Below are 13,117 nucleotides of genomic sequence, written 5' to 3'. Positions count from 1 at the left end.
GCGGGTGAGGGGGACTCTCCGCGAGTCCATCTGCCTCCGTTTGCGTGGAAGCGGCCCCTCACCCCAACCCTCTCCCCGTAAGAACGGGGAGAGGGAGTAGGAGAGACCTACATTCCCTGCAGCTTCGTCACGTACACGTTCAGCGAGCCGCCGGCCTCCGCGATGATGCGGAGTGTCTTGGAATCGAAGGCGATGTCGGCGAGCGTCAGGCTGTCGATATTGGCCTCGACGCGCAGGCCGTCCCCGGTCTTCTGGTAGTCGGCGATCGCGGCCGCGATCTTGTCGCGCGCATTGGCGGCGATCGGCTTCAGGTCGAGCGTCGCCTTCTGCACCAGCGCTTGCTGCAAATGCGGCACCACGGCGCGCGCCGCGGCACCAAGAAGCCCGAATGCAGCCTCGGACTCCACCGCGAGCTGGATGTCGGCGAGCCGCAGCGTCTGCTGCGCCTGGTCGAGCATCGGTCGCCCCCAGATGTGCACGGTTGCCTCGGCGCCCAGCCGGAACCAGCTCTTCTTCTCCTTGGCGCGCACCAGAAGCGAAATCAGGAGCCGGTCGCCCGAGGGGACAACGTTGACGCTCTTCACGGTAACGTCGGCTGGACCCGATCCGTCTTCCGGATAGGTATGGCCGACCATCTGGGCTGCGATGAGCTTGTTGATCTCGGTGAAGGGTACGTCGATCGGCACGCCGATGTTCACGCCGGTGCCGGTCGGCGGCACAATCGAGATCTTTTCGGGGAACGGGCACTCGGGCTTGGTCTGGCTCGTGGTGACGCGGGTTTCGGCCTCGATGCCGAGAAGCAGCGTCACGGCCTGCGCATCGACGCGCGGCTGCGCTGCGATCGCGCGGATCGGCTTCATCTCCAGCCAGAGCGGCGGCAATGCGGCTGAGGATCCCGAGCCCTGCAGCGGCATCGAGCGGCAGGCCTTGATCCATTGCGCTTTCGCATTGTCGCGCAGGCTCGAATCGTTGCGGATGCGTTCAGCGACCACGTTGAGCTGATCGTTGACGGTCTTGTCGATCAGCGGCTTGATCTGCGCCGGCACGTTGACCTTCGCGCCGGCGACCGAGAGGTTGGTGTCGCCGAGATTGACCTGCGCGCCGAGATTTGGCTCGAGGTGCCAGTTGGCAGCGAGTTTCGGGCGTGAGGTGATGACCACGTTGCCCCTGATCTCGGCACTGGCATTCAGGTTCTTGATGTTGACAGCGCCGATCTGCTTGGCGGCGTTGTTGCCGAGCACGCTGCCGAGCGCCTCGCCGAGCGCGCCGGTCGCTTTCGAGGACAGCGATCCCGTGACGTTGAGCTTTCCGGTCAGGGGCGTCGACAGCGTCAGCGCGTCCTTGTCGCCGCTCGCGGCAATCGGCCCCCGCGAGGCGGTCCAGCCGATATCGGCGTTCTGCAGGATCTGCGAGATCGGATTGTCGGCCTTGCCAGTGAAATTACGGGCCGCGCTCTTGTCGGTGGCTTCGCGGATCGCCGACAGCGCGATTGCAACGGGCGCCACCACGATCGAGCTTTTCGAGACCGGCGGCAGTGGCGGCAATGGAGTGACGGCGGGCGCTGTCCCTGCGCCGCGCGGCGACAACCAGTCCATGGCCTTCAGGCTCACGAAAAACGACACCGCGATCACCGCGATCGCGATCAGAATAGTCTTCAAGTTCAACGTCAGACGCATTAATCCCCCGAACCGGCCCCGGCTTGCGAGTCTACAGGGCGGGGGAACGCGGCGCCAGAGTGGCCGAAACCGGGCGGAGATGCACCGTGGCGGCGGGATCGACCTCACCTTTGCGCACGATCCAGTGATCAAGAAAAGCCGCCCGCGGTGTCGATCCGGCGCCGCCCCGTACGTCTGGATAGGGCCGACCGGCCGCATCCAGCGACCGGGGCATCCATTCCGGGAGGCGCAGATGACGACCGACCTCAAATATCTGGCCGTGACGGCGATGCTGACCGCCGCTTTGTGGATTCCCTATATCGTCTGCCAGGTCAGGACCAACGGCCCGCTCGAGCCGAAGAACTATGCCGATCCCGCTCTGCCGCGGCCGGTGCCCGCATGGGGCCAGCGCGCCAACCGCGCCCACCTGAACGCGATCGAGGTGTTCGCGCCGTTTGCAGCATTGGTCATCGTCGCGCAACTTGCGGGCCAGGCCAATGCGACGACCGCGTTCTGCGCCGCAAGCTTCTTCTATCTGCGGCTTGCCCACGCCGTCGTCTACTTGGCCGGCGTTCCCTATGTGCGAACCATCCTGTTCACGCTCGCCTTCGTGGCGGAGGTCGTGATCTTCTGGGAGGTGATCAGGTAGCCTGTTTGGTGCAGCTGGGCATGGAGCTCGAGTGTGGCTTGGACGCGGCCTGTTGGCGGCGCCGATGAATGTGGCGGCTCAGGGATAACCCGAGCCGGGTGTCTCTACCTCGACAGCGTCGATCCGCGCGGACGACTTCCGTTGCCTCAGCTCCTCCGGCGATGTCTCCGCACTGATGCAGAACAGCGTTCTGCGATCGGCGCCGCCGAGCGCGCATGCAATGCCGCGGCGTCCGGGGACGTTGATGCGCTGCCGCTCGCGTCCATCGCGATCGATCCGGATGAAGGCGTCTTCGCCATAAGACGCGACCCAGACGGCGCCGTCGCGATCGAGGCAGATGCCGTCCGGTTCCTTCCCGCAAGCCAGGTGGCGGCGGAGAAGCAGGCTGCCATCGCTTGCGATCTCGTAGTCGGCGAGACATTCGCCGTCCATCTCGGCGACGACGAGCCTGTCATGACCGGCCGAGATCGCGATGCCGTTGGGAAAGCGCAACCCTTCGGCGACGACGCGCCCCTGGCCATCCGGCGTCACCAAGATGATGCGCCCATCGGCGCCGCGGCCGGGCGGCGGCGGAAGATTGAAGCCGAGATCACCGACATAGGCGCGTCCGAGTCCGTCGACGATCATGTCGTCGATCGTGCCGGTGGCGATGCCTGATAGATCGGCATAGAGCGAAAGCTCGCCGTCTGCATATGTCAGGAGGCGCTTGCGGAACATGGTCAGCACCACCAGCCTGCCATCAGGCAGAACTCCCGTGCCGCAAGGCACGTCGTCGGCGAAGGTGGCATGTTCCGTGCGGTCGCCCGATGGGCCGATGCTGAGCAAGGTGCGCGCCATGCAGTCGACGAACCAGAGCCGCCCCGCATGCCAGCGCGGGGCCTCGAAATACTTGCCGCCGTCGAGCAGGGTTCTTGGTTGCGGTTCATTCATCCGCTGCTCCCGTCCAGGAACAGCTTCATCAAGATCTCATCGAAATATCGGCCGTCCTGCTTGAGCGCCTTCGGTTCGCGGCCGTATTCGATGAACCCGGCACTGGCATAAAGACGCAAGGCGGGTTCGTTGTCGCTGACGACGGACAATTGAAGCTGTTCGACCCGTTGCGCCGCATGCGCCACAACGGCGTCGACGAGGCGACGTCCCACACCGAAGCGGCGCGCCGCTGGCCGCACATACATGCCCCAGAGCATCGCCTTGTGCACGGTCTTCGTACCGTCCTGCCGGCGAAAGCCGGCGACGCCGCACAACTCCTGTTCGATGAAGGCGCCAAAAACGTCAGAGGCTTTGAGTCGCTCCTCGAACCAGGAAAGCGCCATGTCTCTCTCGCGCACAAACACGCTGGAGTAGGCCCCTGGATGCGCTTCGAGCGCCTCCAGCCTGATCTGTCGATAACTCGCCGCGTCCGCCGGCGTGAGCAGTCTGACGGCGGCAGTGTTGTGGTCAGCTGAAGGCATGTCCTGCTTTCGCCTCCAATTCAACGCATCGCCGTTGCAAAGGCGTCTTCGAACAGGTCGAGCATCGCGGCCCAGGAGCGGCGATCCGCGTCGGCATGATAGGCGTGGTTCGGCACGCTTTCACCAATGAGCTCGGGATTGGTGAAGCCATGGGCCGCGCCGCCATAGACATGAGCCTGCCAGTCGACGTTGGTCGTGCGCATTTCCCGCGCAAAATTCGCAAGCTGCGTCAGCGAGACCAGCGCGTCCGCGGCCCCGTGACACACCAGGACTCTCGCCTTGATGTTCGCGCCATCCTCCGGCCGCTCGCTGGGGAAACCGCCATGAAAGCTGACGACGGCCGCAAGATCGGCGCCGGTCCGCGCCAGCTCCAGTGCTGTGCTGCCGCCGAAGCAATAACCGATCGCCGCGAGCCTTGTGGCGTCGACAGTGTTGTGCCCGGCGAGCGCCAGCCGTGCCGCCTCTGCCCGCTCGCGCCAGCGCGCGGTATCGGCGCGCAGGCCGTTCATCAGCTCGATCGCCTGCGGCACGTCCGGCGCCGTCCTGCCGCCACCATAGAGATCGGCCACCAGCACGACAAAGCCAAGCGCGGTCAGTTGCTCGGCGCGCGCGATCGCATGCGTGCCGATGCCGCGCGCGTCGGGGAACAGTACCACGCCAGGACGACGGCTGGCGGCGGACTCATCGGTAACGAGAATGCCCTGAAGCTCGGAGGCGCGATCGCGATAGCCAAGAACGGTCTTTTTCATCCTGATGCTCCTCGTAGAACAAACCTGACCATACGGATTGCACCTAGGCAACCTCTGATTGTCACTCGTTTCGCTGGATGCCACTATGTTGATGCATACGTTCATGCACGAACATAATGAAGGAAACCCATGGCGAGCACCGTCTTCGATTCCACGCTGTTCCGCGACATGTTTGGCACCGCCGAGATGCGCGCGGTGTTTTCGGATGAAGCGCTGGTCGGCCGCTATCTGGAAGCCGAGGCTGCGCTCGCCCGTGCCCAGGCCCGTGCCGGCGTCGTGCCGAAGGATGCCGCGGCCGCGATCGATGCTGCCTCCCGCAGCATCAAGCTCGACTTCGACAAGCTCCGCCACGACACCGAGATCGTCGGCTATCCGATCCTGGCGCTGGTGCATCAGCTCTCCGAGGCCGCCGGCGAGGCCGGCCGTTACGTCCATTGGGGCGCGACCACCCAGGACATCATGGACACCGCCAACGTGCTCCAGATCCGCGCCGCGCTCGACATCGTCGCGCGCGACCTGAGGGAGCTGCGCGCGATTCTCGCCGACCTCGCGCGCAGGCATCGCGACACGCCGATGGCCGGTCGCACGCACCTGCAGCAGGCTCTGCCGGTGACGTTCGGCTACAAGGTTGCGATCTGGCTGTCCTCGATCGACCGCCATATCGAGCGTGTCGACCAGGCGCGGCCGCGCATCCTGCTTGGTGAGTTCTCCGGCGCGGCCGGCACGCTCGCCTCGGTTGGCGATGGCGGCCTCGAGATGCAACGCCTGTTCTGCGAGGAGCTCGGCCTCAACCAGCCGCCGATCACCTGGCACGTGGCGCGCGATGGCATTGCGGAAGCGGTGACGCTGCTCGGCCTCATCACCGGCACACTCGGCAAGATCGCCACCGACGTCATGCTGATGTGCGCGACCGAATTCGGCGAGCTCTCCGAGCCTTTCGTGCATGGGCGCGGCGCGTCTTCCACCATGCCACAGAAGCGCAACCCGATCTCCAGCGAGCTGATGCTCGCCGCCGCCAAGGCCGTGCGCCAGCACGTCGCGACCATGCTCGACGGCATGATCCACGATTTCGAGCGCGCGACCGGTCCCTGGCATCTCGAATGGGTCTCGCTGCCGGAGAGCTTTTTGCTCACGGCGTCCTCGCTTGCCAATGCGAAGTTCATGCTGGCCGGCCTCGTCGTGCATGAGGATCGCATGCGCGCCAATCTCGGCCTGACGCACGGCCTCATCGTCGCCGAAGCCGTGATGATGGCCGCAGCGCCGAAGTTCGGCCGGCAGCATGCGCATGACGTCGTCTACGATGCCTGCCGCAAGGCGATCGAAGGCGGCGGTGATCTCGCCGACATCCTGTCCGGCGTTCCCGAGATCGTGGCCGCGCTCGGCGGCGCCGATGCCATCCGCCGCCACTGCGATCCCGCGAACTATCTCGGCCTTTCCGGCCAGATGGTCGACCGCGTGCTCGGCGGCTGACCTTGTCGCCCGGGTGAGCGGAGCGACACCCCGGGGAGCCTCTCCGCATATCGCTCCGCCGATGCGGGCTACGACGGCGCACGCTTGGAAGCCGCGATCTTCGGCGCAAACGAAAGCGGCCCCGAGGTTGCCGGAGCCGCTTGCATTGCCGTTTTTGTCTCGCCGCTTAGCGCGTTGCGCTGCCGAGGTCCGCGCGACGGTCGGTCATCGGAAGCACGACGACCTTGGTGCCGACGTTGACGCGGGAGTAGAGGTCGGTGACGTCTTGATTGGTCAGGCGGATGCAGCCGGAGGAGACGTGCTTGCCGATCGTCTCGGGGGCGTTGGTGCCGTGGATGCGGTAGACCGTGCCGCCGAGATACATGGCGCGGGCTCCCAGCGGGTTGCCGGGACCGCCGGCCATGTGGCGCGGCAAATAAGGCTGGCGGGCAATCATTTCCGGCGGCGGGGTCCAGTCCGGCCACTCGGCCTTCTTGGTCACCGACTGGACGCCGGACCAGGTGAAACCGTCACGGCCGACGCCGATGCCGTAGCGCACGGCCTGGCCGTTGCCGAGCACGTAGTAGAGATACGTGTTCGGCGTATCGATGATGATGGTGCCGGGCGCCTCGCGCGTCGCATAGCTCACGACCTGGCGCCGAAAGCGGGCGGGCGTCTCGACGCTGTCCTGATCTTCCAACGGTGCGGTCTGATAGGACGGCGCCGGCTGATAGGGCTGATAGGGTTGCAGCGGCTGCGGCGTGGCGAAGCCGGGCGGCGGCGCGAAGAAGGGGAAGAGCTGCACGGGCGCGGCATGCGCCGGGCCGGCAAACGCGATCGCGGAGATCGCAACTGCACCGAAGGCAACGGCGCGCGAATACGTCTTGAACGTGTCCAGATTGAACATTGATCGCCCCTGTTTGGTCGGTGTTTTTGACCACCGCGGCACCGCTACCGGTGCTCCGTTGCCTAAACTCGTAGCGGCGAAAAGTTTCGGGACGTTTGCGCGGAAAACCGAAAACGGTTTCGTCGCGGAAAGGATTGTTTCATGACAGTTTCGTGGCCATGCGGACCCGTTAACGAACAAAACAGTGGGCCGACACTTCTGTGACGTCACACGCCTGAAATATCCTTCGTTGATGGTCCTAAGCCGAGAATCATCAAACTCTCGGGATTTTCCCATGCGGGTATTAATCGCGACCGACGCCTGGCATCCGCAGGTTAACGGTGTGGTGCGGACGCTGACCTCGCTGGCCGCCGCCGCCAAGGCGCTCGACGTCGAGATCGAGTTCCTGACGCCGGACGGCTTCCCGTCGCTGCCGCTGCCGACCTATCCGGGCCTGCGCATCGCGCTGCCGAGCGGCCGCGAGATCGCGCGGCGGATCGAGGCGACGGCTCCGGAAGCGCTGCACATCGCAACCGAAGGCCCGATCGGCTGGGCGGCGCGCGCCTATTGTCGCCGCCGCGGGCTTGCCTTCACCACCTCCTACACCACGCGCTTCCCGGAATATGTCTCGGTGCGATCAGGCATTCCGGTGAGCGTCGGCTACGCCGTGCTGCGGCACTTCCATGATGCCGCTGCCATGACCATGGTGGCGACGCCGTCGCTGCGGCAGGAGCTCTCCGAGCGCGGCTTCAAGCGGCTCGGCTTCTGGACCCGCGGCGTCGACACCACGCTGTTTCATCCCGATAGTCCGGCCACGATCGACCTGCCGCGACCGATCTTCATGGCGATGGGGCGGGTCGCAGTGGAGAAGAATCTCGACGCGTTCCTCTCGCTCGATCTGCCCGGCACCAAGGTCGTCGTCGGCGATGGCCCGCAGAAGGCGCAGCTCGAGAAGAAGTATCCCGGCGCTGTCTTCCTCGGCGAGAAGAAGGGCGCCGATCTCACCGCGCATCTCGCAGCCGCCGACGTCTTCGTATTCCCGAGCCTCACCGACACCTTCGGCGTGGTGCAGCTCGAGGCGCTCGCCTGCGGCACGCCGGTTGCGGCGTTTCCGGTGACCGGTCCGAAGGACGTCATCGCCGATCATCCGATTGGCGCGATCGACGATGACCTGCGCGCCGCGTGCCTGCGCGCGCTCACCATGTCGCGCGAGACCTGTCGCAACTTCGCGCTGGCGCGCTCCTGGGAAAACAGTGCGCGTCAGTTCGTCGGCAATCTCACCTCACTCCAGCCCAGCCGCTCGCTGCGTCCGACGCCCGTCATGGCGCGGCGGCCGGTACGCGGCTGACCATGAACATCTGAACCAAACGGGACTTTGCTAATGGCCAAGATCATGAAGTTTGAAGAGTCGCAGCAGCTCGACCTCGACCGCGGCACGGTCGAGCAGGCTTATGACCGGTGGGCGCCGGTCTACGACCTCGTGTTCGGCGGGGTGTTCGCCAAGGGCCGGCAGGCCGCGATATCGGCGACCAACAAGCTCGGCGGCCGCGTGCTCGAGGTCGGCGTCGGCACCGGCATCTCGCTGCCGCTGTATGCGCCGAACGTCCGCATCTTCGGCACCGATATCTCGGAGGCCATGCTCGACAAGGCGCGCCGCCGCGTCTCGGAGCTGAAGCTGAAAAACGTCGAGGGCCTCGCGGTGATGGACGCCGAAAAGCTCGAATTTCCCGACAATTCTTTCGACGTCGTGATGGCGCAATATGTCGTCACCGCCGTGCCCAATCCGGAAGTCGCGCTGGACGAGTTCGCCCGCGTGCTGCGTCCCGGCGGCGAATTGATCATCCTGACCCGCGTCAGCGCTGACGCCGGCATGCGCCGCTTCATCGAGCAGAAACTCCAGCCGGTGGTGCGTCACCTCGGCTTCCGCACCGCCGAGTTCGCCTGGTCGCGCTACGCGAAGTGGCTCGCGAGTGCGCATGGCATGGAGCTCGCCGAGCGCCGCCTGATTCCACCGCTCGGCCATTTCTCGCTGGTCCGCTTCCGTAAAGTTCAGGTCGCCAAAGCGGCCTGAGCCAAACGGCTCCACGCGTTCATGCGTCACCGCGTCGCGTACATCGTCACATGACAAAATGATGATGTCACACGCCCTACATCGAATCCCTGTATTTCCTGACCCGAAGCCTTTTGGGGGAAAGAATGATCAAAGAATTCCTTGAGCAGCTGCGCATCCAGCGCTGGGACGATCACCGCTACTATCACCACAGCCGCATCAATCAGAGCCTGCACTTCGTCAGTGCGCTGAGCTTCCTCTTTGCTTATGTCTGGCTGTTCGTCGATCCCATGATCTCGGCGCTGGTCGGCTGGCTGGTCTCGATGACCTCGCGCCAGGCCGGTCACTTCTTCTTCGAGCCGCACGATTACGACCACATCAACCAGGCGACGCACGAGTACAAGGAAGAGATCAAGGTCGGCTACAACCTTCAGCGCAAGGTGGTGCTGATGGCGATTTGGGCCCTGTCGCCGCTGGTGCTGTTCGCCGATCCGACGCTGTTCGGCCTGTTCACGCCCTGGGCCAGCGCGAGCGACTTTGTGCGGCAGGTCGCCAAGATCTGGCTCGTGGTCGGTGGCGGCGGTCTCTTGTTCCGCACCGTGCATCTGTTCTTCATCCGCGACGTCGAGACCGGCCTCGTCTGGATGACCAAGATCCTGACCGACCCGTTCCACGACCTCATGCTCTACCGCAAGGCGCCGCTCGCGCTCATGCGCGGCGAGCTGATGGACCCGGGCCTGCATCTCGTCCCCGAGCACACGCTGGGCTTCATCGCCGAGCCTGAGCTCAGCGAGCAGCACGCCTGAGCGCGCGGCTCTCACCAACCACTCCGATGTCCAAAGGTTGCGTCATGCCCGGGCTCGTCCCGGGCATCCACGTCTTGGGGGCTGCCTCGAGTACCGTCATTCCGGGGCGGCTCGAAGAGCCGAACTCTGGTGCGCCGTTGCGCACCAGAGAATCTCGAGATTCCGGGTTCGGTCCTGCGGACCGCCCCGGAATGATGGTGATTGGTGTGGAAGCGAAAGCCTCAGCGCCGGAAGCGCTTGGCCAGCATCTCTTTCAGGATCTGCCGCTTGATGCGCTTGTTAGTGAGGCCAGCATCGTGCCACCAGAAGCCGTCCGCTTTCATCTTCTCCGCGGCGCGGACGAAGCGTTCGGCGACCTCGGTGAAGTCGGCGTCGGTGTAATTGAGGCTGAAAATCAGGCGTCCCGTGCCGATCCAGCTCAAGGCGAGGCCCTCGGCGCGCAGATAGTACTGCAGCATCCAGTTGTAGCGGGACGGTTCGGTGTATTTCACCGTCCAGATCGAGGACAGGTTGGCGACGCGCACGGGCAGGTCCGCGTCGGTCAGCATCTGGTTGAGCTTTTGCGCGCGGCCGTTCCAGGTCGCATCCAGCCCGTCATAGATCGCGCGGAAGTTCGGGCTGGCGAGCCGGCTCAAGAACTCGTCCATCGCCGTCATCACGTAGGGATGCGAGTTGAAGGTGCCGCGGGCAAAGCAGACGTCGGCGGGACGATCGTCGCGGAAGCGGCGCATCAGGTCCTTGCGACCGCAGACCACGCCGACCGGCAGGCCGCCGGCGAGGCTCTTGCCGTAGGTCACCATGTCGGCGCGCACGCCAAAATATTCCTGGGCGCCGCCGGGAGCGAGACGGAAGCCGACGAAGACCTCGTCGAAGATCAGCACGATGCCGCGTTCGGTGCAGACCTCACGCAGCTTCTTCAACCAGGCGCCATAAGCGTCACGGTCGAAGTTGCCGCCGCGCGAGCTGTCGACCAGCGAGGAATCGCCGGGCGCGCTCGCATTCGGATGCAGCGCCTGGAGCGGATTGACCAAGACGCAGGCGATGTCGCGCCGCGTGCGCAGCACGTGCAGCGTTTTCTCCGACATTTCGGCGAGCGTGTAGGTCTCGTGCGCGGCAATGGGGTTGCCGACGCCGGGCTGCACGTCGCCCCACCAGCCGTGATAGGCGCCGGCGAAGCGCACGAGGTGCGTGCGCTTGGTGTGGTAGCGCGCAAGGCGCACGGCCTGCATGACGGCTTCGGTGCCGGACATGTGGAACGAGACTTCGTCGAGGCCCGAGATATGGCAGAGCCGCGTCACGTTCTCGGCGATCACGGGATGGTAGGGGCCGAGCACCGGCCCGAGCGCATGGGCGCGCTTCTCGCCTTCCCCGATGCACTCCTTGTAGAAATCATTGCCGAAGATGTTGACTCCGTAGGAGCCGGTGAGGTCGTAGGAGACGTTGCCATCGAGATCGGTGACGGTGACGCCGTCGGACGACTGCATGAAGCTCGATGTACCCAGGTTCTCACGCACGAGGCGGGAGAACTGGAACGGCACGCGGTAGCTTTCGGTGAATTGCAGGTCGGAGATTCGTTCCGCCGCCTCCTTCGTCAGCGCACGGCCCTTGGCATAGCGCGCGGCGTAGAGACCGGCGAGGCGAAAGAAGCCGTCGTGGCGCTGCGCTGCGACATTCGCCGGCGCGCCGTCACAGGCGAAATAGTCGTCGCCCTCGAACTCGTAGAACGGGATCAGCCGCGCCACTCGGCGCGACATCTTGGAATGCCCGGAGAGCGAGCGGTGCTTGGCGCGGGAGAGTTCGATGCGCGCCTTGATCTTCGGGAAGGCGGCGGCAGCGGACGCTGCGGCGGCCACGGACAATGAGAGAATCGGGAGTGTCGTTTCCATGACAACAAGCGCTAACCCTACCTGCTGACAGATTCATGACAGTCAAAGCCCTCATCGCCTCTTTCACCCAGCAGGAAGACCTCAATTTCCTGCTGACCAACCGCATTCCGCGCGCCGCGCTGACCCGTTTCATGGGCTGGTTCTCCAAGGTCGAGAATCCCCTGGTGCGGGACGGCTCGATCGCGCTGTGGAAGCTGTTCTCCGACCTCGATCTGTCGGAAGCGCGCAAGACCCAATTCAAGAGCCTGCACGACTGCTTCACGCGGGAGCTGAAGCCGGGGCTGCGGCCTTACGAACCGGACCCCGCGATCGTCGCCAGTCCCTCCGACGGTATCGTCGGCGCCCACGGCAGGATTGCCGATACCGAGCTGTTCCAGGTCAAGGGCGCGCCCTATTCGCTGCTCGACCTCCTCGGCGATCCCGCTTTGGTCGAGCAGCATCGCAACGGCTCTTTCGTCACGCTGCGGCTGACTTCGAGCATGTACCACCGCTTCCATGCGCCCTACGACGCGCATATCGAGCGGGTCACGCTGATCCATGGCGATGTCTGGAACGTCAACCCGATCGCGCTGAAGCGCGTCGAGCGGCTGTTCTGCAAGAACGAGCGCGCGGTGATCCGCACGCATTTGTCGACTGGCGAGGCGGTGACGCTGGTGCCGGTGGCGGCCATCCTGGTCGCGAGCATCCGGCTGCACTTCCTCGACATGGTGCTGAATGCGCAGACCCGCGGCCCGGTCAATTTTCCCTGCGACGTCAACGTGACTAAGGGCGAGGAGCTCGGCTGGTTCGAGCATGGCTCGACCATTATCATCCTCGCGCCCGGCGATTTTACATTCGGCGACGGGATTGCCGAGGGTACGCGCATCCGTGCCGGGCAGGCGCTGCTGCGAAAAAAGTAGCCTTCAATCCGCCGTGTCGGCGACCTATATCGTCCGCGGGGACGATTCGATCGACACGACGGGTATTGAGGGATGGCGCGGGCGCCGGTTCTGGCGGCAGGGGGAATTGTGCTGCGGCGTGATGCGCCGCTGATCGCGGTGGTGCGCCAGCGCAAACGCAACGAATGGGTTTTGCCCAAGGGCAAGCTCGACGATGAGGAGACGCCGAAAGAAGCCGCGCACCGCGAGGTGCTGGAAGAGACCGGCCACGACGTCGCCATCCGCGAATTTCTCGGCACGCTCGCCTATCCGTCCGGCGGCCGCTCCAAGATCGTGCATTTCTGGCGCATGGAAGCGGACGGCGGCCCGGTTCGCAAGCTGATGAACGACATCAAGGCGGTCGACTGGTTGCCGCTCGAGGATGCGGTCGCGCGGCTGTCGCGCGAATATGAGCGCGCGTTCCTCGTTCATGTCGGCCCGATCGCGCTCGCCGCCGCCGGTCTCGCGCCGGCCGATGCTGAAACTACGCCGCCACTTGCCATGGACGACGTCGATGCCGCGATGCAGACGCTGACGCCCGCGGAGGCGGCGTCAGTCGAGGAGCTGCGCCATGGCTTGCTGCAGAAGGTGAAGGCCTGGCTCCGCGGCGAGGCGTAAG

At 65.0% G+C, this 13,117-nt stretch carries 13 protein-coding genes; 7 read left to right on the top strand and 6 right to left on the bottom strand.

Features of this window, described 5'->3' with window-relative positions; genetic code table 11:
* Positions 1-107: 107 nt before the first annotated feature.
* Positions 108-1,676, bottom strand: a complete 1,569-nt coding sequence (locus Q2941_RS07010) for a DUF4403 family protein (RefSeq protein WP_458192017.1) — start codon at positions 1,674-1,676, stop codon at positions 108-110.
* Positions 1,677-1,908: 232 nt separating this feature from the next.
* Between Q2941_RS07010 and Q2941_RS07005 the strand changes: the two genes are divergently transcribed.
* A complete protein-coding gene (locus Q2941_RS07005) occupies positions 1,909-2,304 on the top strand; it encodes an MAPEG family protein (RefSeq protein WP_027522385.1) in 396 nt (131 codons plus the stop codon).
* 78 nt (positions 2,305-2,382) lie between these two features.
* Here the strand turns inward: Q2941_RS07005 and Q2941_RS07000 are convergent, their stop codons facing one another.
* Genes Q2941_RS07000 through Q2941_RS06990 form a run of 3 tightly spaced genes read right to left on the bottom strand, consistent with a single transcriptional unit; the run spans position 2,383 to position 4,504 of the window.
* Positions 2,383-3,234 (bottom strand): SMP-30/gluconolactonase/LRE family protein, encoded by an 852-nt coding sequence (locus Q2941_RS07000; protein WP_458192016.1) that lies wholly within the window; start codon positions 3,232-3,234, stop codon positions 2,383-2,385.
* Positions 3,231-3,755: a GNAT family N-acetyltransferase gene (locus Q2941_RS06995; protein ID WP_458192015.1), complete on the bottom strand. Its 525-nt coding sequence runs from the start codon at positions 3,753-3,755 to the stop codon at positions 3,231-3,233. Before Q2941_RS06995 ends, Q2941_RS07000 begins: the two co-directional genes overlap by 4 nt.
* 20 nt (positions 3,756-3,775) lie before the next feature.
* Entirely contained in the window at positions 3,776-4,504 is a 729-nt protein-coding gene (locus tag Q2941_RS06990; protein ID WP_458192014.1) for a dienelactone hydrolase family protein, read from the bottom strand.
* A 129-nt stretch (positions 4,505-4,633) separates the two neighbouring features.
* On the opposite strand from Q2941_RS06990, the gene pcaB reads away from it, so the two are divergent.
* The gene (gene pcaB / locus Q2941_RS06985) at positions 4,634-5,974 is read left to right on the top strand and encodes a 3-carboxy-cis,cis-muconate cycloisomerase (RefSeq protein WP_458192013.1); all 1,341 of its coding nucleotides are present in this window, start codon (positions 4,634-4,636) and stop codon (positions 5,972-5,974) included.
* Between the two features lie 166 nt (positions 5,975-6,140).
* Here pcaB and Q2941_RS06980 read toward each other — a convergent pair whose 3' ends face one another.
* Positions 6,141-6,860 carry a L,D-transpeptidase gene (locus tag Q2941_RS06980; RefSeq protein WP_458192012.1) on the bottom strand — a complete coding sequence of 240 codons (720 nt, stop codon included), beginning with the start codon at positions 6,858-6,860 and terminating at the stop codon, positions 6,141-6,143.
* Between the two features lie 274 nt (positions 6,861-7,134).
* Here Q2941_RS06980 and Q2941_RS06975 point away from each other — a divergent pair, with 274 nt between their 5' ends.
* From Q2941_RS06975 to Q2941_RS06965, 3 genes are all read left to right on the top strand, one after another.
* On the top strand, positions 7,135-8,187 hold the full coding sequence (locus Q2941_RS06975) for a glycosyltransferase family 4 protein (protein WP_027522379.1): 1,053 nt from the start codon (positions 7,135-7,137) through the stop codon (positions 8,185-8,187).
* 33 nt (positions 8,188-8,220) lie between these two features.
* The gene (locus tag Q2941_RS06970) at positions 8,221-8,910 is read left to right on the top strand and encodes a class I SAM-dependent methyltransferase (RefSeq protein WP_027522378.1); all 690 of its coding nucleotides are present in this window, start codon (positions 8,221-8,223) and stop codon (positions 8,908-8,910) included.
* Between the two features lie 125 nt (positions 8,911-9,035).
* Positions 9,036-9,695, top strand: coding sequence for a hypothetical protein (locus tag Q2941_RS06965; RefSeq protein ID WP_027522377.1), 660 nt, complete (start codon positions 9,036-9,038; stop codon positions 9,693-9,695).
* A 221-nt stretch (positions 9,696-9,916) separates the two neighbouring features.
* Here the strand turns inward: Q2941_RS06965 and Q2941_RS06960 are convergent, their stop codons facing one another.
* Positions 9,917-11,581 carry an aminotransferase class III-fold pyridoxal phosphate-dependent enzyme gene (locus tag Q2941_RS06960; RefSeq protein ID WP_458192011.1) on the bottom strand — a complete coding sequence of 555 codons (1,665 nt, stop codon included), beginning with the start codon at positions 11,579-11,581 and terminating at the stop codon, positions 9,917-9,919.
* 35 nt (positions 11,582-11,616) lie between these two features.
* Here Q2941_RS06960 and asd point away from each other — a divergent pair, with 35 nt between their 5' ends.
* Both asd and Q2941_RS06950 read left to right on the top strand, forming a co-directional pair.
* Positions 11,617-12,480: an archaetidylserine decarboxylase gene (gene asd / locus Q2941_RS06955; RefSeq protein WP_458192010.1), complete on the top strand. Its 864-nt coding sequence runs from the start codon at positions 11,617-11,619 to the stop codon at positions 12,478-12,480.
* 72 nt (positions 12,481-12,552) lie between these two features.
* Positions 12,553-13,116 (top strand): NUDIX hydrolase, encoded by a 564-nt coding sequence (locus Q2941_RS06950; protein ID WP_458192009.1) that lies wholly within the window; start codon positions 12,553-12,555, stop codon positions 13,114-13,116.
* Position 13,117: the final 1 nt, after the last annotated feature.

This window comes from Bradyrhizobium sp. UFLA05-153, from assembly GCF_054185185.1.
Note: the sequence above shows the minus strand (reverse complement) of the source record. Positions and strands in the feature narration are given on the sequence as shown.